Source organism: Mesorhizobium sp. WSM4806 (assembly GCF_055811635.1).
The window spans coordinates 76,583-97,538 of the sequence record NZ_JBVVQZ010000011.1; the positions used below are offsets into that span (position 1 = coordinate 76,583).

The 20,956-nt window shown below is 64.0% G+C and carries 17 protein-coding genes and 1 pseudogene; 8 read left to right on the forward strand and 10 right to left on the reverse strand.

Annotation, left to right across the window (positions count from 1 at the left end):
• Positions 1-66 precede the first annotated feature (66 nt).
• From AC0L2M_RS17910 to AC0L2M_RS17920, 3 genes are all read right to left on the reverse strand, one after another.
• On the reverse strand, positions 67-1,431 hold the full coding sequence (locus tag AC0L2M_RS17910) for a M16 family metallopeptidase (protein ID WP_023802270.1): 1,365 nt from the start codon (positions 1,429-1,431) through the stop codon (positions 67-69).
• Between the two features lie 93 nt (positions 1,432-1,524).
• Positions 1,525-2,079 (reverse strand): 16S rRNA (guanine(966)-N(2))-methyltransferase RsmD, encoded by a 555-nt coding sequence (gene rsmD, locus AC0L2M_RS17915; protein ID WP_473535496.1) that lies wholly within the window; start codon positions 2,077-2,079, stop codon positions 1,525-1,527.
• Complete coding sequence (locus tag AC0L2M_RS17920) at positions 2,060-4,195, reverse strand: pseudouridine synthase (protein WP_473535497.1); 2,136 nt, start codon at positions 4,193-4,195, stop codon at positions 2,060-2,062. Before AC0L2M_RS17920 ends, rsmD begins: the two co-directional genes overlap by 20 nt.
• A 176-nt stretch (positions 4,196-4,371) precedes the next feature.
• On the opposite strand from AC0L2M_RS17920, the gene AC0L2M_RS17925 reads away from it, so the two are divergent.
• Positions 4,372-4,824, forward strand: coding sequence for a nucleoside deaminase (locus AC0L2M_RS17925; protein WP_023802268.1), 453 nt, complete (start codon positions 4,372-4,374; stop codon positions 4,822-4,824).
• A gap of 28 nt (positions 4,825-4,852) precedes the next feature.
• Here the strand turns inward: AC0L2M_RS17925 and AC0L2M_RS17930 are convergent, their stop codons facing one another.
• Positions 4,853-5,527, reverse strand: coding sequence for a hypothetical protein (locus AC0L2M_RS17930; protein WP_023802267.1), 675 nt, complete (start codon positions 5,525-5,527; stop codon positions 4,853-4,855).
• Positions 5,528-5,799: 272 nt separating this feature from the next.
• A complete protein-coding gene (ileS, locus tag AC0L2M_RS17935) occupies positions 5,800-8,787 on the reverse strand; it encodes an isoleucine--tRNA ligase (protein WP_473535544.1) in 2,988 nt (995 codons plus the stop codon).
• A 55-nt stretch (positions 8,788-8,842) separates the two neighbouring features.
• On the opposite strand from ileS, the gene AC0L2M_RS17940 reads away from it, so the two are divergent.
• Positions 8,843-9,028, forward strand: a complete 186-nt coding sequence (locus tag AC0L2M_RS17940; protein WP_023802265.1) for a hypothetical protein — start codon at positions 8,843-8,845, stop codon at positions 9,026-9,028.
• 37 nt (positions 9,029-9,065) lie between these two features.
• Entirely contained in the window at positions 9,066-9,359 is a 294-nt protein-coding gene (locus tag AC0L2M_RS17945; protein WP_473535545.1) for an antitoxin Xre/MbcA/ParS toxin-binding domain-containing protein, read from the forward strand.
• 35 nt (positions 9,360-9,394) lie between these two features.
• Here the strand turns inward: AC0L2M_RS17945 and AC0L2M_RS17950 are convergent, their stop codons facing one another.
• The 3 genes from AC0L2M_RS17950 to AC0L2M_RS17960 all read right to left on the reverse strand — a co-directional run bounded on the left by AC0L2M_RS17950 (position 9,395) and on the right by AC0L2M_RS17960 (position 12,326).
• Positions 9,395-10,207, reverse strand: coding sequence for a MipA/OmpV family protein (locus AC0L2M_RS17950; protein WP_473535498.1), 813 nt, complete (start codon positions 10,205-10,207; stop codon positions 9,395-9,397).
• 231 nt (positions 10,208-10,438) lie between these two features.
• Positions 10,439-11,422 carry a bifunctional riboflavin kinase/FAD synthetase gene (locus AC0L2M_RS17955; protein WP_473535499.1) on the reverse strand — a complete coding sequence of 328 codons (984 nt, stop codon included), beginning with the start codon at positions 11,420-11,422 and terminating at the stop codon, positions 10,439-10,441.
• Positions 11,423-11,465: 43 nt separating this feature from the next.
• Positions 11,466-12,326: a TIGR01459 family HAD-type hydrolase gene (locus tag AC0L2M_RS17960; RefSeq protein WP_023802261.1), complete on the reverse strand. Its 861-nt coding sequence runs from the start codon at positions 12,324-12,326 to the stop codon at positions 11,466-11,468.
• A gap of 369 nt (positions 12,327-12,695) precedes the next feature.
• On the opposite strand from AC0L2M_RS17960, the pseudogene AC0L2M_RS17965 reads away from it, so the two are divergent.
• Positions 12,696-14,643: pseudogene (locus tag AC0L2M_RS17965) on the forward strand (pilus assembly protein TadG-related protein).
• A gap of 294 nt (positions 14,644-14,937) precedes the next feature.
• On the opposite strand, the gene AC0L2M_RS17970 reads toward AC0L2M_RS17965, so the two are convergent.
• Positions 14,938-15,765, reverse strand: a complete 828-nt coding sequence (locus tag AC0L2M_RS17970; RefSeq protein WP_419696669.1) for a DUF2189 domain-containing protein — start codon at positions 15,763-15,765, stop codon at positions 14,938-14,940.
• Between the two features lie 170 nt (positions 15,766-15,935).
• Positions 15,936-16,640: a glutathione S-transferase family protein gene (locus tag AC0L2M_RS17975; RefSeq protein ID WP_473535500.1), complete on the reverse strand. Its 705-nt coding sequence runs from the start codon at positions 16,638-16,640 to the stop codon at positions 15,936-15,938.
• A 106-nt stretch (positions 16,641-16,746) separates the two neighbouring features.
• Between AC0L2M_RS17975 and AC0L2M_RS17980 the strand changes: the two genes are divergently transcribed.
• The 4 genes from AC0L2M_RS17980 to AC0L2M_RS17995 all read left to right on the forward strand — a co-directional run bounded on the left by AC0L2M_RS17980 (position 16,747) and on the right by AC0L2M_RS17995 (position 20,843).
• Positions 16,747-17,106, forward strand: coding sequence for a winged helix-turn-helix transcriptional regulator (locus AC0L2M_RS17980; protein ID WP_023802257.1), 360 nt, complete (start codon positions 16,747-16,749; stop codon positions 17,104-17,106).
• A 234-nt stretch (positions 17,107-17,340) separates the two neighbouring features.
• Entirely contained in the window at positions 17,341-18,462 is a 1,122-nt protein-coding gene (locus AC0L2M_RS17985) for a PspA/IM30 family protein (protein WP_023802256.1), read from the forward strand.
• Positions 18,463-18,467: 5 nt separating this feature from the next.
• Positions 18,468-19,088 (forward strand): OB-fold-containig protein, encoded by a 621-nt coding sequence (locus AC0L2M_RS17990; protein WP_128169755.1) that lies wholly within the window; start codon positions 18,468-18,470, stop codon positions 19,086-19,088.
• A gap of 54 nt (positions 19,089-19,142) precedes the next feature.
• The gene (locus AC0L2M_RS17995) at positions 19,143-20,843 is read left to right on the forward strand and encodes a flotillin family protein (RefSeq protein WP_128169754.1); all 1,701 of its coding nucleotides are present in this window, start codon (positions 19,143-19,145) and stop codon (positions 20,841-20,843) included.
• The last annotated feature ends 113 nt before the right edge of the window (positions 20,844-20,956 follow it).

Below are 20,956 nucleotides of genomic sequence, written 5' to 3' on the forward strand. Positions count from 1 at the left end.
CTATACGGGGAGAGGATGCCGGCAGGCAGGTGAGGGGCAGCGCAAACGCTCAAGCTCGTCATCACATCAATTCCCTGCCTGTGTCTGCGGCAAGAGATAGCCTGATGTCGAATGGTTGAGATTGAGATAGCGCGCCGCAACCTGCCTGACTTCGTCGGCGGTGACCTTGCGGATGCGGCCCGGCCATTCCTCTACATCCCTGACGTTGCCGCCGGTGGCGAGCGTCGCGCCGTAGATGTTGGCCATCGAATCCTGCTTGTCGCGGGCAAAGATCATCGAGCGGACGAAACGATCCTTGGCCTTCTCCAGCTCGCCCGATGTGACGCCCTCGCTGGCGATGCGGGCGACCTCGGCCTCGACCGCCGCCTGGACATCGGCCAGCTTGGCGTCGCCGCGCGGCGCGCCATAGACGGTGAAGGTGGTAGCATCGAGCATGGTGCCCTGGAAAAAGGCGCCGGCCTCGGCGGCAATGCCTTGCTTGACGACAAGCTGCTGGTACAGCCGGCTGCGGCTGCCGCCGCCGAGGATCTCCGCCAGCAGGTCCAGCGCTTCCGCTTCGCCCGGCTTCGCAGTGTGATAGGAGGGAACCACCCATTGCGTCGAAAAATTCGGCACGCTGACACGCGCGTCAGCGAGCGTCACCGTGCGCCTGGTGTTCTGTTCGGGTTCGACCGGACGGATGCGCGGCGGCAGGTCTGGACCACGCGCGACCTTGCCATAGGTCTTTTCGGCCAGCGCCTTGACCGCCTGCGGCTCGACGTCGCCGGCCACCACCAGCACGGCGTTGTTGGGCGTATAATATTTGTCGTAGAAAGCCTTGGCGTCGGCGCGGTTCAGCTTTTCCATCTCCTGCATCCAGCCGATCACCGGAATGCGATAGGGCTGGTTCTGCCAGAGCGTGGCGTCGACCTCCTCGCCGAGCACTGCCTGCGGATTGCTGTCGATGCGCGAGCGGCGTTCCTCGAGGATGACGTCGCGCTCGGTGGCGATGACGTCGTCGTTGAGGATGAGGTTGCGCATGCGATCGGCCTCGAAATCCATCATCTGCTCGAGCGCCTGCGGCACCACCGTCTCGTAAAAGGCGGTGTAGTCATAGGAGGTGAAAGCGTTGTTCGAACCGCCGATGGCGGAGACGGCGCGGTCGAACGCGCCGGCCGCATGGTTGGTCGTCGCCTTGAACATCAGATGCTCGAAGAAATGGGCGATGCCGGACTTGCCCGGCGGCTCATCGGCGCTGCCGAACTTGTACCACACCATATGAGTGACGATCGGCGCGCGGCGATCGGGGATGACAACGACCTCCATGCCGTTGTCGAGCAGGAAATTCGTCACCTTACCGTCGTCCGGCTTGTTGTCGGCCAGAACCGGCCCGGTCATCACAAGAGCCAGCGCAAAAAGCGTACCGCGCAGCCAATCAGCCTGAGATGTCATCAATGACTCCGGTGTCATGGGGTGGGACGATAGGCGGGGGTGTTGCCACAGGCAAATTGATTTGTTCGTCATTTTGAAGGCGCTGCGCTCCCTTCATCCAACCTCGATAAAGCGGATAACCGTCTCGCCATAGCTGCGCTCGTCGACAACCGAAAAGCCCGGCCCTGCCTCGAACGGCGCCGCTGCCGCCTCCTCGACGACGCAGAGCGCGCCGGGGGCGAGCCAGCCGCCGGCCTTGGCCGAGCGCAAGGCACGCTCGCCCAGGCCCTTGCCATAGGGCGGGTCGGCGAACACCAGGCCGAACGCGGCCATCGTGCCCGCCTCGCCCAGAGCCGTAGCGTCGCGACGGAATATCTTGGTACGCCCGGTGAGGCTGAAGGCCTCGACATTGGTGCGGATCAGGCCGCGCCCTTCCGCCGATTCTTCGATGAAGACGCCATAAGATGCGCCGCGCGACAGCGCCTCGAGGCCGAACGCGCCGGTGCCGGCGAACAGGTCGAGCACCCGCGCGCTGACCAGCCTATCGGGGAAACGATGCGCCAGCACGTTGAAGACAGCCTCGCGGGTGCGGTCGGTGGTCGGGCGGATGGCGCTTGAGCGGGGCGTCGCCAGCGGACGCCCGCGAAACTCACCGCCGACGATCCGCATTGCCTCCCCTGGATCCCTTGGGGCCGCTGCGCGGCCGGTCGCCGCCTTTGCCGCCATCATTTGGGCGTTCGCCACGCGGCTTGCCGAACGGCTTTGCGCCTCCGGGTTTTCCCCCTCCATGGGCGGGCTTGCCGTAAGACGGCTTGAACGAGGCCTTGCGTTCCTTGGCTTCGGCCGCCCTGGCGGCATCGGCGTCCGCCCTGCCCTTGCCGATCGGCCGCGCGCCGGGCGCCATCCAGACATTGGCCTTGCGCTGGCCCGGCGGCTCGATCGGGCGCTGCTCGCGTTCGGACTTTTTCCCGCCGCCCGGTTTGCCGCCGAAGCCGCCCGGCCCGCTACGTTCAGATTTGGGGCCGCGATCGGCAAAGCCGCCGCGTTCGGGTCCGCTGCGTTCAGATTTGGGGCCACGCTCAGCAAAGCTCTTTTCCGGCCCGAAGCTTCTGCCGGGACTTGTCGACAGCTTGCCCAACGCCTCGTCGCGGCTGCCTTCGCGGCGCTTGCGGTTCTTGATCAATCCGCCTTCGCCGATCGGACGGCGTTCGCCATCGCGGGTGAATTTCGGCCGCTCAGGTTCCTCTTCCCGCACCGCTTCGCGCCGCACCGGCCTGTTGGAAAACGGCTTGGTGATGTCAGCGTCGAAATTGGCGCCGGACTCCTCGACCAGGCGTTCGCCGAGCTGGTCGCGCAGCACCCGGCCCTTGATCTCCAGCACATGGCCCTCGGGCAGGTCGTCGAGCTGGAACGGCCCGTAGGAAATGCGGATCAGTCGCGTTACGTCGAGACCAAGCGAGCCCAGTATGTTCCTGACCTCGCGGTTCTTGCCTTCGCGCAGGCCAAGCGTCAGCCAGGCGTTAGTGCCTTGCTCACGGTCGAGCGTCGCCTCGATGGCGCCATAGAAGACGCCGTCGACGGCGATGCCTTCGCGCAAGCCGGCGAGCGCACTTTCCTCGACCTTGCCGTGGACGCGCACGCGGTAGCGCCTGAGCCAGCCGGTCGCCGGCAGTTCGAGCACGCGCGCCAGCCCGCCGTCATTGGTGAGCAGCAGCAGGCCTTCGGTGTTGATATCGAGCCGGCCGATGGTCATCAGCCGCGGCAGGTCGGCCGGCAGCACGTCGAAGACGGTCTTGCGGCCCTCGGGATCACGATTGGTGGTGACGACGCCGGCCGGCTTGTGGAACAGGAACAGCCGGGTGCGCTCGATCGGCGGGATCTCCATGCCGTCGAGATGGATGATGTCGCCAGGCATCACATTGAAGGCCGGCGAGGACAACACCCTTCCATTGACCTTGACGCGGCCGGCCGCGATCAGCTCCTCGGCATCGCGACGCGAGGCAAGACCGGCGCGGGCCAGCCGCTTGGCAATGCGCTCACCAGCCTCTTCCGTCGCTTCGGCGGGACGCGGGCGCGGTTTGAAGCCGCCCGATGCCCCTTGGGGCCGATCACCGGCAAAATCGCGCTTGGGCCGATCGCCGAAGTCGCGTTTTGGGCGATCGCTGAAGTCTCCCTTGGGAGGGTCGAAGCGCCTTTCGCTGCGCTCGCCTTCGGCAGCCGCCGGCCGGTCGCCGCGCGGCGCGTATGGCTTGCGCGGCCCCTCGCGCTTTTCATAAGGCTTGCCTTCCGGACGCGGCCCCTTGCTGAACGGCCGGTCGCCGCTTTTGAAGTCGCGCTTCGGCCGCTCGCCGTCAGCCGCCATCGGCCGGTCGCCGCGCGGCGCGTACGGTTTTCGCGGCCCTTCGCGCTTCTCGTAAGGCTTGCCTTCCGGACGCGGCCCCTTGCTGAACGGCCGGTCGCCAGCCTTGAAATCGCGCTTCGGCCGCTCGCTGTCAGCCGCCAGCGGGCGGTCGCCACGCGGGGCGTATGGCTTGCGCGGCCCCTCGCGCTTCTCGTAAGGCTTGCCTTCAGGGCGCGGCCCCTTGCTGAACGGCCGGTCGCCGCTTTTGAAGTCGCGCTTCGGCCGCTCGCCGTCAGCTGCCGGCGGGCGGTCGCCGCGCGGCGCGTAAGGTTTTTTCACGCCGAAGGACGGCTTGCCGCCCTTGCCGGCAGCGACATCGCGACCACGCGGGCCCGACGGTTTCAAGCCGTTCTTGCGCGGGAATTTCTTGTTTTTGTCGTCCATGTAGCTTTGCTCGTTTGCACTACAGCGCCGCGCGTCCGTACGGACGCGCAAAGGACGCTGTAGGACTTTGATTTGGTGCATGATCCCTTCCGAAAACCGATTCCGGTTTTCGGGATCATGCGCTAGATAACAGGATCACGCCGGAGTAGCGAGGAGATAATCGGAATGGAAACCGCTTGAAGCGGCCGGATTTCATGGCGCTGGCACTGAAGGAGGCCGAAGCCGCCGTCCTGCGCGGCGAAGTGCCGGTCGGCGCGGTCATCGCCAGCGGCGATACGGTCGTTGCCAGTGCCGGCAACCGCACCCGCGAGCTTGCCGACCCTACCGCCCATGCCGAGATGCTGGCGATCCGCGAAGCCTGCCGCAAGCTGTCAAGCGAGCGGCTCACCGGCCACGATCTCTATGTGACGCTGGAGCCCTGCGCCATGTGCGCCGGCGCCATTTCCTTCGCCAGGCTGCGCCGGCTTTATTTCGGCGCCGCCGACGAGAAGGGCGGCGCTGTGGTCAACGGCGTGCGCTTCTTCGCCTCACCGACCTGCCACCATGCACCGGACATCTATCCAGGCATGGCCGAGAGCGACGCAGCCCTGCTGCTGAAGGATTTTTTCAGGGAGCGACGCGAACCCTAACGTCGCAGGATTTCTTAGCGCCGGCAGCTTACCACGGCAGCCAGTCGAACATGCCGCCGCTCTTGTTCTTGGCGGCCGCTTCCCGCTTGAGGCGGCGTGCTTTCTTGTACTCGTCCTCGCCGAGGTCATCGACCGGCGCGGTGGCGGAAGCGGCGCGATACTGCACCGGCGGCTCGCTCAGATATCGGCGGGTGTTCGGGTCGCCCTGCTTTTGTTCGGCAAGGCGGCGCTTGACTTCGGCGGCGCGGCCCTTGTCCGAATCCGCCGGCTTCCAGGCCGGCGGATGACTGGAACCCGAGTCCTTCATCGCAGCCTTGATCGCGGTTGGATCCGTCTGGACGTCATCGACGATCTGCGCCTGGTAGGACGGATCGTCCTGGTTGAGCGTGGCCTCGGCGCGCAGGCGAGCGCGGCGCTGCTCGGGCGATTCCGGCCAATCGGCGCTTGCCGTGGCGCTGTCCTGCGGCGGCGGCAGTTGCTTCTGGCCCGGCGCCGGCTTCACCAATTCGGGGCGCGGCTTGTAGTCGATCTTTTCCTTGTTCTTCGGCATGACTGAAAAAGCGCTGGTGAGATCGCCGGCAAGCTGGGCGGAGGCGGTCTTGTCGGTCCCGTAGGTCGGCGAGCCCATGCAGCCGGACAGGGCCAGGCCGGACACGACAAGCGGCGCCAGCAGCGCAACGCGCGCGCAAGTTCTTTCGGTCATGCCAAAAAGTCCCACTCTAGACAGCCTCTCGATCGCCACCGGCCAAAGGTCCGGTCCCCATCGCCCATGCTCTTCCGACGGAAATCCGGCGACAATTTGTCGTCCGGAGTTTCGCGTGTTTATCTCAACTACTCGTTAAGGGCAACGAGTGGGGGCCGATCAATCGCCTGCCGTGGCATTTGTGCACCGATATGGTCTTGTGCCTGTCGTTATCCCAAAACCGCTACACACCCCCGGGTCAGGCCCGGGGGCATGCTTTTGGGCGACATGCATTAAAGTCGACCATGCGCCTTCAATTCATGCAGCACCGCTGCGTCCCGCGCCGAAACGTCGGGGAATTCCTTGTCCTGCCCGACATCGGCCGTGTAGCGCCATGAGCGCGCGCATTTGAGAAGGCCCCGGTCCTCGGCCTTCTCGACCACCACGGCGACGCCCTTGACGTCGTCCAGCGTGAAGGCGCCAGAAGGCGCGTTGCCATGCGCAATGACCAGATCGCTGGTGATCGCCATTTCGGCCATGTCGACATCTGATATCGCCGCTTCGAGCGCCGCATCATCGAGCGTGACGACCGGCACCGCTTCCAGCGACGAGCCGATGACCTTCTGGGCGCGCGCAATCTCCAGCGCGCCGGTGACGACACGGCGAACCTGCCGCACCTTGCGCCATTTTTCCGCCAGCGCCTCGTTCTTCCAGTCGGCCGGGATTGGCGGAAACTGGTCGAGATGCACCGAGACGGCGTCCGGATGACGGTCGAGCCAGGCCTCCTCCATGGTGAAGGGCAGCATCGGCGCCAGCCATTTCACCAGGCAGTCGAACAGATGGCGCACCACCTGCACGGACGCCTTGCGCTTCACGCTGGACGGCGCCTCGCAGTAGAGCGCGTCCTTGCGGATGTCGAAATAGAAGGCCGACAGCTCGACCACCATGAAGTCGAGCAGCGTGCGGGTGATGCGCTTGAACTCGAAGGCGTCGTAGCCCGCCCGCACGACTTCATCGAGTTCGGCGAGCCGGTGCAGCATCAGCCGCTCCAGCTCCGGCATCTTGTCCAGCGGCACGTCCTCGCCATCGTCATGGGCAAGCGTGCCCAGCATCCAGCGGATGGTGTTGCGCAGCTTGCGGTAGGCGTCGATGTTGGTCTGCAGCACGTTCTTGCCGAGCCGCTGGTCTTCCCAGTAGTCGGTCGTCACCACCCATAGCCGCAGGATATCGGCGCCCGACTGCTTGATGACGTCCTGCGGCACGACAGTATTGCCGAGCGACTTCGACATTTTCCGCCCCTCCTCGTCCATGGTGAAGCCATGGGTGACGACGGTGTCGTAAGGCGCCCTGCCCCTGGTGCCGCAGCTTTCGAGCAGCGAGGAGTGGAACCAGCCGCGATGCTGGTCGGAACCTTCGAGATAGACGTCGGCCGGCCATTTCAGATCCGGACGATCCTCCAGGGTGAAGACATGAGTCGAGCCGGAATCGAACCAGACGTCGAGGATGTCCATCACCTGCTGCCATTTCGAGGCATCGTGATTGCCGAGGAAACGATCCTTGGCGCCGGCCGCAAACCAGGCGTCGGCGCCCTCCTTCTCGAAGGCGTCGATGATGCGCTGGTTGACCGCCTCGTCGCGCAGGACGTTGCCGTCGGCATCGGCGAAGACGGCGATCGGCACGCCCCAGGCGCGCTGGCGCGACAGCACCCAATCGGGGCGCTCCTCGATCATGGCGCGGATGCGGTTCTGGCCGGCGGCCGGCACGAAGCGGGTGTCGTCGATCGCCTTCAGGGCACGGCTGCGCAGCGTCGTGCCGTCGCCGAGCTCCTTGTCCATAAAGACGAACCATTGCGGCGTGTTGCGGAAGATGATCGGCTTCTTCGACCGCCACGAATGCGGATAGGAATGCTTCAGCCGCCCGCGCGCGAACAGCGCATTGCGCTTGATCAGCTCGTCGATGACCGCCTGGTTGGCATTGCCCTTCTTGCCATTGTCGTCGATGACGCGCGCCGCACCGCCCTCGCGGTCCGCGCCGAAGCCTGGCGCATCCTTGGTGAAGAAGCCGGCATCGTCGACGGTGAACGGTATCGCTGTGTCGATGCCGCGCTGGCGAAGATCCGAAGCCGCATCCATCCAGGCGTCAAAATCCTCGCGGCCATGGCCCGGCGCCGTGTGGACGAAACCGGTGCCGGCTTCGTCGGTGACATGCTCGCCGGCGAGTATTGGGACATCGAATTCATAGCCGCCATTCAAACCTTTGAAGGGATGAGAAAGCGTAAGGCTTCCAAGCTCTTCGGCCGAAATGCTACGGAGGCGGTCCATCGTCACCTTGGCTTTGGTCGCAGCCTCTTCCGCCAGCGCTTCGGCAAAGATCAGCCTTTCGCCAGGCTGCGGGCCGAAAGCATTCTCGGCCGCAGTGACCTCGTAGAGGCCATAGTTGATGCGTGGCGAATAGTTGACGGCACGGTTGCCGGGGATGGTCCATGGCGTGGTCGTCCAGATAACGACATCGGCCTCCAGCAAGTCCAGTGACGTCTGCGTCAGCTTCGGATCCAGCTTTGCGAGCTGTCCATCGACGACGTCGGTGACTTGCCGGGCAAGGCTGACGACCGGAAACTTCGCCCAGATCGTGTCGCTCTCATAGTCCTGGTATTCGACCTCGGCCTCGGCCAGTGCGGTGCGCTCGACCACGCTCCACATCACCGGCTTTGAGCCGCGATACAGCTGGCCCGACATGGCGAATTTCAACAATTCGCCGGCGATCCGCGCCTCGGCGTGGAACGCCATGGTCGTATAGGGATTATCGAAGTCGCCGACGACGCCGAGCCTCTGGAACTCGCCGCCCTGCACCTTGATCCAGTGCGCGGCGAACTCGCGGCATTCCTTGCGGAACTCGTTGACCGGCACCTCGTCCTTGTTCTTTCCCTTGGCGCGGTATTGCTCCTCGATCTTCCATTCGATCGGCAGGCCGTGGCAATCCCAGCCGGGCACGTAGTTCGAGTCGTAGCCGCGCATCTGGAACGAGCGGGTGATGACGTCCTTGAGGATCTTGTTCAGCGCATGGCCGATATGGATGTTGCCGTTGGCGTAGGGCGGGCCGTCATGCAGCACGTATTTTTCGCGGCCGGCGGCGTTTTCGCGCAGCTTGCGGTAAAGCTCCATGTCCTGCCAGCGCTTGACCAGCAGCGGCTCCTTCTCGGGCAAGCCGGCGCGCATCGGAAAATCCGTCCGCGGCAGATAAAGCGTCTTGGAATAGTCGATCGTTTCAACAGTGTCGGTCATCGGCGTATCGGTCATTGGTCTGCCATATGCATTGCCCGGCAAAAGAGCCCGGGCGTTGAACTATCATGATCTGGAAAAAGCGCGAGAGGCCGCGCGCAAAATTCCCGGCGGCTCCGGCGGCGCTCAGGCCGCCCGGAACACCGGGCTTGTAATTCGTATCGCAATCGCGAGCGCGCGAGGAAACTGCGTCATGACCGGGCTTTTAGACGAGGCCGGCCCCATTGAAAAGCCCGAACTCTGATGCCTACCCTAGGAGCGTTTACCAATTGCGCCTATGTTTGTCGGCAGATGGTATTGGAAGACCAATATCTAGGGTTGTATTTCACAGTTTAACGCACCGGAAGGAACGAAATGTGACCCTGACGATTGCCAAGTCCGGCCGCGCTCTGCGACTTGAACGCATTTCAGCGATGGCGGATCGCGTTTTCGGCAACCATGAAAAGGCGCAGCGGTGGCTGCGCAAGCCAAGTCGGGTGCTCAACCAAGTGCCCATCGATCTCCTGCAATCGGAAGCAGGTGCCGCGCTTGTGGAAGACGAACTCAACCGCATCGCCTACGGCATAGTCGCCTGAGCCATGCGGCTGCGCGCAATACACAACCTGCGACATCACATCGAGAAATCGAAGCGATAGGTCGTCGAGACGCCGATCGTGAACTGATCCCTTGAGCCGCGCTCCTTGACCAGGCTGGAATCGGCCGCCGGGCCCATCAGCCGCGAATATTCGGCGAACAGGCTGGCCGTCATCGGCTCGGTCACTTTCCAGGTCACCGCACCGCCGAGGCCCGCCGACTTCACGCCACCGCCCGGTCGGTACTGGCTGAGGCCCGACGCCACGGCTTCCTCGGTGCCGACGCCGTAATAGGCGTCGAAATAGTCCGACGAGGCGAACGAAACGCGCGGCCCGCCCGAGATCCTGACCTCCAGCGTCACATCGTGGAATGCGTCGGCGGCGATGTCGGCGACGAAGCCGTTATGGGCGCGAATGCCGTGCCGCAATTCGGCGCGGGCGCGCAACCAGTCCAAAGGATAGAATTCGAAGAAGCCGCCGGCCTCGCCGCCCCAGCGCACCGGGTCGAGGCCTCTCAGTTCGTCGGCGTCGTCGCCATCGCGCGAAAACAGGATTTTTCCGGCCAGGCCGGCGCGGAAGCCGCCTTCGTCGATCAACCCCAGCGAGATGTTGTCGTTGCGCGAGGTGAAGCGGGCCGCAGGACCGACCTTGCCGAGCGAGATGATCGGCTGGGCGCTGAGTATATAGTTCTTGCTGCCTTCGAAATCGGGGGCGACCAGGCCGGTGGCGCCGACTGTCAGATACCAGTCGCCGGACAGCCAGCCCAAGGCGCCATCGGCGGCTTCGGCGGCACCGGGCGCGCCCAGCAGGAAGGTGGCCAAGACCACCTGATATACCTTGATAGAACGCATCGTCACTCCATACGCGCGAAACACCGGCGGGAACAACCTGCCTGCAAAGAGCCATGGCGCCGGTTCAGTAAACTTTGATTTAAACTCGACACGCTGACTCACTTTTTTGGCGTGCATCCAGCGCAAGCTGCTCGCTGGACGGGCATGACCCTCGGCGATACCCGCCAAATTGGCAAGACGTCAAGTGACGACAAATGTCAGGCGACGCTGCGATCGGCCTGGCGAATTCGCTCAAAAAGCAATGGCCGTGTCGAGCTCGGACAGCGGGCTGACGCCGGCAAGCAGCGCCCTCGCCTCGGCCTCGTCGCGTTTCATCTGCGCGACCAGCGCGTCGAGCCCGTCGAACTTCACCTCGGCGCGCAGGAAACCGAAGAAGGACACCGCGCATAGCTCGCCGTAGAGATCGCCGGAGAAGTCGAAGACGAAGGTTTCCAGAAGCGGCGCGCCGTTGTCGTCGACGGTCGGGCGGCGGCCAAAGCTGGCGACGCCATCATGAAGCGTACCGTCGGCGCGGCGGAAGCGGACGGCATAAATCCCTTCCTTCAGAGTGGCTTCCGGCGAAAGCCTCATATTGGCGGTTGGAAAGCCGAGCGTCCGGCCAAGCTGCTGGCCGCCGATCACCTCGCTCTCGACCGTGAAGCGGTAGCCGAGCAGGCCGGCGGCCTCGGCCACCGCGCCTTCGCACAGCAGCGCGCGGATTCGGCTCGACGACACCACTTCGGCGCCTTCGTCGCGAAAGGCGTCAACCAGGGTGACGCCGAAGCCGTGGCGTTCGCCGGCCGCCATCAGATAGGCCGGGCCGCCTTGCCTGTCCTTGCCGAAGTGGAAGTCGAAGCCGGTCACGGCGTGAATGATGCCGAGATTGCTGTCGAGCACGTCGGTCACGAACGCTTCCGCCGACAGTGCGGCGAAGGCGCGCGTGAACGGCTGCTCGACGAGTGCGGCAAAGCCCAGATGCGACAGCAGCCGTGCCTTCATCGGCGGCGGTGTCAGCACGAACAGCGGAATCTCGGGCCGGAACACCTTTTTCGGATGCGGCTCGAAGGTCAGCACCAGCGCCGGCGCGCCGCGCCGGCGGGCCTCGGCCAGCGCGCGCTCGAGCACGGCCTGGTGGCCGCGGTGGACGCCGTCGAAATTGCCGATCGCCACCACGCCACCCCGCAAATGGGCCGGCAGCGGCGAGATGGCAGAAACGCGTTCGAAGGCTTCCGTCATTTCGGGGCTTGCGTCATTTCGAGGCTTCCGTCATCGAGCGAGCCTACTGCAGTCTCGGAATGACCGCGACCGGCCGGTAGCCATGCCTTTCCAGAAAGGCGATCAGCCTGGCCGGATCCGGTTGTAGCGGATCGCCGTAGTCGCGGGCATGGATGCCGCCCGACACGTAGAGCACGTCGAAGCCATTGTCGGCAGCGCCCTTGATGTCGGTCATCATGCCGTCGCCGATAGCCAGCACGTCCGAGCGCTCGACCGGGCGGCCGAGCAGGTCGGCGATTTCCTTCATCGCGACGTCATAGACCGGGGCATAAGGTTTTCCGGCGATCAGCGTGCGCCCGCCGAGCTGGGCATAGTCGCGGGCCAAGGCCCCGGCGCACCAGATCATCCGCTCGCCGCGCTCGACCACGATATCGGGATTGGCGCAGATGAAGGGCAGGTTCCTGGCGCGCAGCCGCCGCAGAAGATCGGCGTAATCCTCCGGCTTCTCGACCTCGTCGTCGAACAGCCCGGTGCAGACCACGCCGGACGCCTCGAACTCCTCGACCAGCTCGACATCAAGCCCGTCATAGAGCGTGAAATCGCGATCGGCGCCAATGTGGAAGATCTTTCGCGGCCCCTCCATGATCAGGTCGCGGGTCACGTCACCGGAGGTGACGACGCGGTCATAGGCCGCAGAGGGAACGCCGATCGCATTCATCTGCGCCACCACATCGGCGCTGCGCCGCGGCGAATTGGTGATCAGCACGACAGGTATCTTCGCCTCGCGCGCGGTGCCCAGCGCCAGAGCCGCGGCCGGAAAATGCCGTTCGCCATTGTGGACCACACCCCAGACGTCGCACAGGATGGCACAATAGGCTCCCGACAAATCCGCGAGCGAGCCGATGATATCGGGCGAGTCCGCCATATCGTTTCCCAAATCATGATGGTTGCGAGCGTCGCCGCCGACGTCCGCCGCGGCAGGGGTCCACCGCGGCAGGTTCGCATTAACCGAAGCACTTGACCCTGTCACCAGCTTTCACATTTTTCAGGATTGCCCTGGTTTCAGGATTGCCTTGGCACTGACGAAGGCAAGCGCGCAAGCCGCTCTTGCCGAGACTTCCCCATTCTGAACGCTTCGGCGGGCGGTCCAGCCGCGCGCAGCAATGCCGGCATCGGCGGCGTGGTTAACGAGCCTTGAAAAAGCAAGCCGATCTTGGATGTTTTCAGCAATCTGAAACTTAAGGATTGATGGCATCTTTCGCCGACTAGGGGTTTTGGCGAGGGGCTGAAGACAATGATCCGAAAATTCGGTAGGGACCGGCGTGGCAACTATACGCTGATGACGGTCATCACGATGGTGCCACTGATGGGCGGAGTGGCGCTCAGCGTCGATTACTCGGAACTGCTGCGCCAGAAGCACGCCACGTTGAACGCTTTGGACGCCGCCGGCCTCGCCACGGCTCAGCAGGTCGTCTCCGGCGCAACCGACGACGCCGCAGACTTTCTTCGAAACCAATCTCGGCCCCGTCGATCCGGCCAACACGTCGCTTACCGTCACCCTGCCCAACAGCAATGCGGGTGGCGGCACGTTGAAGCTCTGCAGCGCCCTTACCTATCACCCCTATTTTCTGCCGGCCGCCGCCATGCTGCTGGGCGGCGGGACCACCAGCGGCGCTACAACTTTCACGGATTGCTCGGAAATCCGTCTCAAGAACACGCTGGAAGTCGCTCTGGTGCTCGACAATTCCGGCTCGATGAACGAACTCGGTTCCGGCACCGGCGCGAGGCGAATAGACCTGCTGAAGACTGCCGCCAAACAGCTTGTCGATACGCTGGCGCTGCAGGCACAGCAGATGAAGCAGGTCAGCAAACCGGTGCAGTTCTCCCTGGTGCCGTTCGCTGCTTCGGTCAATGTCGGTCCCACCCATGACCAGGACAGCTGGATGGACCAGGATGGCATCTCCCCGATCCAGCATGAGGATTTCGACTGGACGAAGATGACCGCCGCCAACGATCCGGACATATACGCCGAGAAGCTCAACGGCGTCTGGTACAAACGCGGCACCGGCTGGGGCGACACCGAGGATCAGCCACTGACCCGCTTCAGCCTCTACGCCGACATCACCGTCGAGTCCGGCCGCGAAGAAGTGCCTAACACGAAACAGTATATCTGCGACACCTATAACAAGAAAGGTAACTGCAGCAGCGGCCACTGGACCACCCCGGAATATATCTACACCACCAGCCGCTATGCAAGTTGGCAGGGTTGCGTGGAGGCGAGGCCGCACCCGTATAACAACGACGACACGACGCCTGATACCGCCACACCTGCCACGCTGTTCGTGCCGATGTTTGCGCCCGACGAGGCCGGCACGCTCTGGCTCGATTTCAACCGCGACGGCGCTAACGACGTGATCTATCTGAACTATGGTTACGGCAACAACTGGTGGGCCGACTGGCCTTACACCGACAGCCCAACCGCTTCGCAGCGGCAGTCGGACATGCGCAAATATTTCCTGGTCAAGCCTTACGGCTCGAAGTCGGCTCCCTGGGGCGACGGCCCAACTTCGTCCTGCACGACCAACCCGATCACGCCGCTCAAAGACGTGACTCAGCTTGCCCAGAAAGAGGAGATCGACAACGCCATCGACGCCATGGCGCCGAACGGCAACACCAATGTGCCGGAAGGCCTTGCCTGGGGCTGGCGGACGGTGTCGAGCAACGAACCTTTCACTGCGGGCCGGCCGAACACTGAAAGAGGCAACGACAAAGTGGTCATCGTGCTGACCGACGGCGCCAATACCTACAGCGCCGTCAGCGACAGCGGCTACGCCAATAACAGGTCGACCTATGCCGCTTACGGTTACACCGGCCTGACATATCCGGGGTCTGGAAGCGTGACGCGGCTGTTCATGAACACAAGCACCGACATCGGCAAGACGACCTACACGGGCGCTAACTACACCGCCGCGCTGGACGAGCAGATGCAGACCCTTTGCGGCAACGCGAAGAAATCGAACGTTCTCGTCATGACCGTTGCGCTCGACCTGTCGACCACCGATGCCGGTGACAAGAAAGCACTCGACGCGCTGAAGGCCTGCTCCTCGGACTCGCGCTTCCGCAAGGATCCCACCGATCCGACCAAGCCGGCCAAGCTGTTCTGGAACGCGACCGGGGCGACGCTGTCGGACAATTTCAGGGAAATCGCCAACGAATTGTCGAACCTGCGCATCGTCGGCTGAAGGGGGTGGGGTCGGCTGAAGGGGGCGCAAGCGCCCGGAAATGACAGGCTGGCGGAACAGCGCCCCCTCTGTCCTGCCGGACATCTCCCCCACAAGGGGGGAGATCGGATGTCGGCACGGCTTTCGCCAATCTCCAACGCCGCAGAAGAGGCGAGGCGCAGAAGCTGCCGATCTCCCCCTCGTGGGGAGATGCCAAGTTGTGGCAAGGGGCAGGCCAGAGGGGGGCGCGGAAGGATCGCGGCCGAACAGGTTGTTTGGGCCGCTGCATTCTTCGGCTGTTAATGCCGCTTCCGCCTACATCGGCCGCCGGTCCGGCTGCGCCCGCTCCGGTTCGACCAGCCTGCGATAGAGATGCCACGTCGCATGGCCAAGCACAGGCATGACGACGGCGAGCCCGGCAAACAGCGGGATCGAGCCGATGACCAGTAGCACGGCGACCATCAGGCCCCACAGCGCCATCTGCAGCGGGTTTGTCATCACCGCCCGTGCCGAGGTCTCGATCGCCGAGACCGCGCCGACATCACGGTCGAGCAGCAGCGGGAAAGCGACGACGGTCGTCGCCAGCACGATCGCGGCGAAGACGAAGCCGGCCGCATTGCCGAGCAGGATCAGCGTCCAGCCTTTGGGCGTTGTCAGCACCTCGCGCACAAAGCCACCGATCGAGGCCGGCGGCTGAGCGCCGAACAGGCTGGAGTAGATCGATTGCGCGGTGAACAGCCAGAGCAGGAACAGTGCCACCAGCATGATGCCGATGACCGCGATCGCCGGCAGCGCCGGCGAGTGGCGCACCTCGAGGGCGTGCCACCAGGACGTGTCCATGCCGAGCTCGCGGCGGCGGCTGATCTCGTAGAGGCCGATCGCGGCGAACGGTCCAAGCAGGGCGAAGCCGGAAATCAGCGGGTAAAGGAGCTGGATGGCGTAGGCGCCGGATGTCGTCCACTGCGCCAGGATCAATCCGACCACCGGATAGATCAGGCACAGGAAGACGTAATGCGATGGCTTTGCCCAAAAATCCTCGACGCCGAGCCGCAGCACATCGATCAGGTCCGCCGTGGTGATGCGGCGCACCCTGGGCTGCACGTGCATCCCACGCGCGTCCGACATGACATGAAAGCTGGCCATACCCATTCTCCCGTATTCAGGGGGCGGCCACCGCCAGGATGGCCGCCCGTAGCTGCCACTTCAAGAGCGATGGCATGATAGCCGAATTCGATGTGCTTGTCGCGAATCGGGTGGGATTGAGCATGCGCGGCGCGGCACAGGCCGTGTTCGTGCCGCGCCGCTGGCGTGTGCTAGACACCAAATCGTTCAATCACCTCGGCCAGCGGAACGTGGCCAAGGCAGGCACCCGAACCCGCCGGCGTTTCGCCGTCCTCAATGGCCTGCGCGTACCGCACGTCCGGATTGCTTTCGATCCGACGGCGCAGCGCTGCCAGCCTGGGATAGGCGGCGCCGTCGACCGCCTGGTGGAACTCCGCCCAACGTGCCACGCCGATCAACGTGGTATCGGCCAACGTCAGGCGGTCGCCGACCAGAAAGTCGGTGTCGCCGATCATCGCCTCAAGCCGGTCGTGGCGTTCGGCAACGGCCTGGCGGCCGAAGTCACGCAAGGTCGCCAGCAGGGCCGGTTCGGCCGATTCCATTTCATAGGCAGCCCAGAGCGGGGTGAAAGCGGCGGTGAAACCGGTGTTCACGAAAGCCATCAGCTGATGCATCCGGTCGGCTTCCGGCGAGCGCGGGTCGAAGCTGGTGCGACGTTGCGTGTCGCGGGCTTCGAGCCAAGCGGCAATCGCCATGGTCTCGGTGAGCACTCTGCCTTCGTCGGTGATCATCACCGGCGTTTCCTGACGGCCGTTGATGCGGGCATAGGCGTCGTTCTTCATTTCGGTGAGCATGTCGACGCGGCACAGGCGGTAGGGCTGTCCGAGGCGTTCAAAAGCAGCGACGAGCCCCATCGAACTTCCCGCCGGGACGCCGTAAAGGAGGATAGGTTCCATTTCTTTGTCTCTTCCATGTTCAGGGATCACGCTGCGCAGCGAAGCTTGACCCTAAACGCTGGTCGCCCCATGTAAATTACGCACTATTTTGTAACCAGGATCCGCCATGAAAGATGTCGTCTCAAGCTGCCCGATCGAAGAGGCCATGCGTGTGCTCAGCGGTCGCTGGCCGACCTTGCTGCTCTACTATCTGAAGGACGGGACCAAGCGCTTCAGCGACCTGAGGCGTGACAACCCGACCGTGTCGCACCGCATTCTGGCGCTGGAACTGCGCAAGCTGGAGGAAGCCGGGATCGTGCGGCGAACGGCGCATGCCGGCTATCCGCTACGCGTCGACTATGATCTCACGGCAGCGGGTCTCAAGCTTGTGCCGCTCATCGACGCCTTGGGCGACTGGTGGGAAGATACCGAGGACGATCGGGCCGGCCGGGTCTCATCGGCGCCAAGGCTGGTGGCGGCGGAGTAAGCAGTGGGGGAAATTTGGCGATTGCAACTATACGTTGTGCAACTGCTTGGGTGGAATCAGCCGACCGGGCCGAATACCTCAGGGAGCGCGCAGCGCCAGACGGTGTCTACTGGCCAACACCTGCGGTTACCAAACAACATACGTGTTAACCCTCCTATCACTAAATCACGTTTTTGGTGATTGTCACTTGAATTCCCCTCAATCACTTGTTAGGTGATTGAGGGGAGAATCATTATGAAGACCGCGCAATACAAGCTGATCCTGAGCCGCGCTGGCGAACGCGCCATCGACATGACTTTCGCGGCTTATGCCGTCATGCACGACATCCTGGATCGCACCGCCTCTAGCCAACGCACCAACACGTTTGAACTCCAGAAGCTCGCCTATGAAGCGATCCGCGCCGAGACGGGCCTGCCGGCGCGACTGGTGACCAATGGCATTCGCGAATACGCCTCCGGCGCCTGGTCGCCCGACCGGCTGCCGCTTGACGACAAGCTCATGTCCTTCAAGGGCGTCGACAAGGTTTCGATTTCTACCGTTGAGGGGCGTGTGATCGCGGGATTCCTGGCCACCGGCTACTCCGATAGCCAGGAGAAGGCGCAACTTTCCCATCTCGTACGGGATAACGGGGCCTATCTGCTCACCGTTCCGCTGTCGGCGGACATGCAACACAGGGAGATCGAAGCCATGCAGACCGAATCCATTTCCGGGCGCGTTTCGCGCCTCGCCGCCGGCCTAGTCGCAACCGTGATCGACGGCCTTGAGAAGAAGGCTCCCGAGGCGGTGGCCGAACAAGCGATCCGCGAGATCGACAAGGCCGCCGACGAGTTGAAATCCAACCTCGCAGCGCTTATCGCCGAGCGCAAGCGCTACACCCTGCAGAAGGACGACCTGACCGAGGAACGCGAGGGGCTGGACCAGAATATCCGTGTCGCCCTGCAAGAGGGCCGCGAAGACCTCGCACGGGCCGGTATTGGCCGTCAGGACGACATCGACGCGCAGGCCGCCTCTATCGACAAGCTGATCCAAGATGTTGATGTGCGCATTGACGAAGCGCGAGGCGCGCTGAGCGCCGCAAGTGCGGCCCGCCGCGATTCCGAGGAGCGGGTGAAGATAGCGCGTCGCGCCCGCGAGGCGCAGAACCCGGGCACGGCAGGCAACGCTGGCGGCGGGTTCCGCAAACCCGCACCGGAGGATCGCATTGCGGCCGCGCTTTCCAGCGTGGCGCGGCTGACCGACCTGCCCGCTGGCAAGCCGCGCGACAACGATCTTGTCGAACTCGAAGAATTTGGGCGCCAGCGCCGCATTGACGACCGGCTGGCGGCTCTGCGCAGCGAACTCAAGGGTAAGAAGTAGCGCCGATGGCAGAAATTCTCCACGCGCCGGCGCTCTATCTCTATCCATTGCTGGCAGGGATGTTGCTGGGTGTCCTGCAGATCGTCCTGTTCTTTGTTGGAGCCGGGCATTTTGACCATGGTGGCGGCGAAGACGGCGCGGTCGACCACCTCCTCGACGCCACACATCTGGGCGACGTATTCGATTGGTTGAATTTCGGTCGGGTACCCTTCGCCATCCTGATACTGCTTCTGCTGGTCACGTTCGGCATGGTCGGCATCATGCTGTGGCAGATCTTCCCGGCCTTGCCGGCGTGGAGCTACGCTTTTGGCGCGGCGCCGGCGGCGGTGATGGTCACGAAGATCACCGGCGGCTGGATCGCTCATCTCCTGCCGCAGGACGAGAGCTACGCCGTCAACCACGATCATCTGGTCGGGCGTCGCGGCACGGTCACGCTCGGGCCGCTGGACGACGGTCGGCCCGGCTCGATCCGGGTGCGCGATGAGCATGGCGAATTGCATACGCTGCGGGCGCGGCCCGCAGACGCGGGAATGAAAATCGAGAAAGGCGCCTTGGTCGTGGTGGTGAAAGCCGCCGAGGGACCCGGTCGTGTCTGGCTGGTAGTGCCGTTCGAGGAGCACATCTAGCCAGAGCTTTGGGCAAAGCTGAACATCAAACACTTTCAAATCTGGGGGCAAGTTATGGACAATATGGTTCAATTTCTGATCTGGGTCGGCATCGTTCTCTTCGTGATAGCGGTGATCGGCTTTGTGCTCGGGCGGCTCTACCAGCGCGCCGAACGTGACGAGGCCTTCGTGCGTACCGGCGTCGGCGGCCGCAGAGTGGTCAAAGACGGCGGCGCGCTGATCCTGCCCATCTTGCATGCGCTGGCGAAGGTCAAGCTCAACACCGTCAAGCTGGTGGTCGACCGCCGCCGCGAGGACGCCTTCATCACCTCTGACCGCATGCGCGTCGACATCCGTGCCGAGTTTTACGTACGCGTCGACGGCACGGATGACGGCATCGGCCTCGCTGCGCAGACACTGGGCGACCGTGTCAACGACCCGAAGGCAATCCAGGATCTGGTGGAAGCCAAGCTGGTCGACGCGCTGCGCTCCGTCGCCGCGCGCAACACGCTCGATCAGCTGCATGAGAATCGCTCGGACTTCGTCAAGGCGGTGCAGGACGCAGTCGAGACCGATCTGCGCTCGAACGGGCTGGAGCTGGAATCGGTGTCGTTGACGGGCCTCGACCAGACGCCGCGTGAGTTCTTCAACGAAACCAACGCCTTCGACGCCGTCGGTTTGGCCAAGCTGACAACCATCACCGAACAGCGCCGCAAGGAGCGCAACGAGGTGACGCGGAAGACCGAAGTGGCGATTGCCGAGCAGGACCTGAACGCCTCGCGCGAAAAGTACGCGTTGAAGCGGCAAGAGGAAGAGGCGCGGCTGGAGCAGGAGCGCGACGTAGTCTCCAAGCAGGCCTCCACCCGCTCCGAAATGGCCAAGGCCGAGGAAGCGGCGAAGCTCGCCGAACAGGCCGCCCAGATCGCGCGCGAACGCGAGATCGCCGAGCATGCGGCGGAAGCGCAGCGCGCCAAGGAAGAAGCGCGCATCAACTCTGAGCGCGAGGTTGAATTGTCGCGCCAGAATATGGCGGTGGCCATCGCCAAGAAGAGCCAGGAAACCAGCCAGGCTGAAGCCAAGGCCCGCGAGGCCGAGGCGCTGACGGTTGCGGCTGAAGAAAAGGTGCAGACGGCGCGCGAACGCGAAATCGCCGACCGTGCCAGGCAGATCGCCGTTCTGCAAGCACAGGAAGCGGCGGAATCTGAGGCTGTGTCGGTGACAGTTGGCGCGAGCGCCGAAAAGGCAGCGGCGGAAGACCGCGCCGAGGCGGCGCTGGTAGAAGCCCGCGCGGCGGCGGAAGCGATGAAGGTCCGCGCCGAAGGCGTGATCGCGGAAGGCGAGGCGGAGGCCGCGACCATCCGCGCGACGAACGAAGCGCGCAACCTGCTCTCCGACCGCCTGATCCAGCTTGAACTGACGCAGGCGCGGATCACCATGCTGCCGGAAGCATTAAAGGCGCTGATGGAGCCGGCGAGCCGTATCGATAGCATCCGCGTGTTCGACACGGCGGGATTTTCGGGCGGTCGCTCGGGCGGCGAAGGCGGGCGTTCGGGTCCGGGCGATCTGGCCGATCAGTTGCTGAAGTTCACCGGCAACAAGTCTCTGATCGACGCGCTCCTGAAGGAAGCTGGCATCGCCGGCGCGGGTGGCTCTCTGAAGGATCTGGTCTCGACGCGGCCGCGGGAAACGGATGCTGACGGGGCCGGTCTGTTCGAGGAGGCAGACGGGGAGGACGACGAGCTGGTCGCCCCCCTGCCGGGGATACCGAGGGCCTGAACTGCCCGAGCGCTGATTCGATCGGGCCTGGAACAATCCACGCCCGATCTATTTGCCAGCCAGGATCGCGTTTATGTCAGGCAGGCCGCCTTGCCGCCACCGTGCTGCCCACC

Excerpts from the sequence above, each read along its gene's own strand:
- ileS (WP_473535544.1), bottom strand. The coding sequence starts at position 8,787 with ATGACCGACACTGTTGAAACGATCGACTATTCCAAGACGCTTTATCTG.
- AC0L2M_RS17955 (WP_473535499.1), bottom strand. The coding sequence starts at position 11,422 with ATGACGGAAGCCTTCGAACGCGTTTCTGCCATCTCGCCGCTGCCGGCC.
- AC0L2M_RS17930 (WP_023802267.1), bottom strand. The coding sequence starts at position 5,527 with ATGACCGAAAGAACTTGCGCGCGCGTTGCGCTGCTGGCGCCGCTTGTC.
- AC0L2M_RS17980 (WP_023802257.1), top strand. The coding sequence starts at position 16,747 with ATGAAAGATGTCGTCTCAAGCTGCCCGATCGAAGAGGCCATGCGTGTG.
- rsmD (WP_473535496.1), bottom strand. The coding sequence starts at position 2,079 with ATGCGGATCGTCGGCGGTGAGTTTCGCGGGCGTCCGCTGGCGACGCCC.
- AC0L2M_RS17910 (WP_023802270.1), bottom strand. The coding sequence starts at position 1,431 with ATGACATCTCAGGCTGATTGGCTGCGCGGTACGCTTTTTGCGCTGGCT.
- AC0L2M_RS17995 (WP_128169754.1), top strand. The coding sequence starts at position 19,143 with ATGGACAATATGGTTCAATTTCTGATCTGGGTCGGCATCGTTCTCTTC.
- AC0L2M_RS17990 (WP_128169755.1), top strand. The coding sequence starts at position 18,468 with ATGGCAGAAATTCTCCACGCGCCGGCGCTCTATCTCTATCCATTGCTG.
- AC0L2M_RS17950 (WP_473535498.1), bottom strand. The coding sequence starts at position 10,207 with ATGCGTTCTATCAAGGTATATCAGGTGGTCTTGGCCACCTTCCTGCTG.
- AC0L2M_RS17970 (WP_419696669.1), bottom strand. The coding sequence starts at position 15,765 with ATGGCCAGCTTTCATGTCATGTCGGACGCGCGTGGGATGCACGTGCAG.
- AC0L2M_RS17920 (WP_473535497.1), bottom strand. The coding sequence starts at position 4,195 with ATGGACGACAAAAACAAGAAATTCCCGCGCAAGAACGGCTTGAAACCG.
- AC0L2M_RS17975 (WP_473535500.1), bottom strand. The coding sequence starts at position 16,640 with ATGGAACCTATCCTCCTTTACGGCGTCCCGGCGGGAAGTTCGATGGGG.
- AC0L2M_RS17960 (WP_023802261.1), bottom strand. The coding sequence starts at position 12,326 with ATGGCGGACTCGCCCGATATCATCGGCTCGCTCGCGGATTTGTCGGGA.
- AC0L2M_RS17985 (WP_023802256.1), top strand. The coding sequence starts at position 17,341 with ATGAAGACCGCGCAATACAAGCTGATCCTGAGCCGCGCTGGCGAACGC.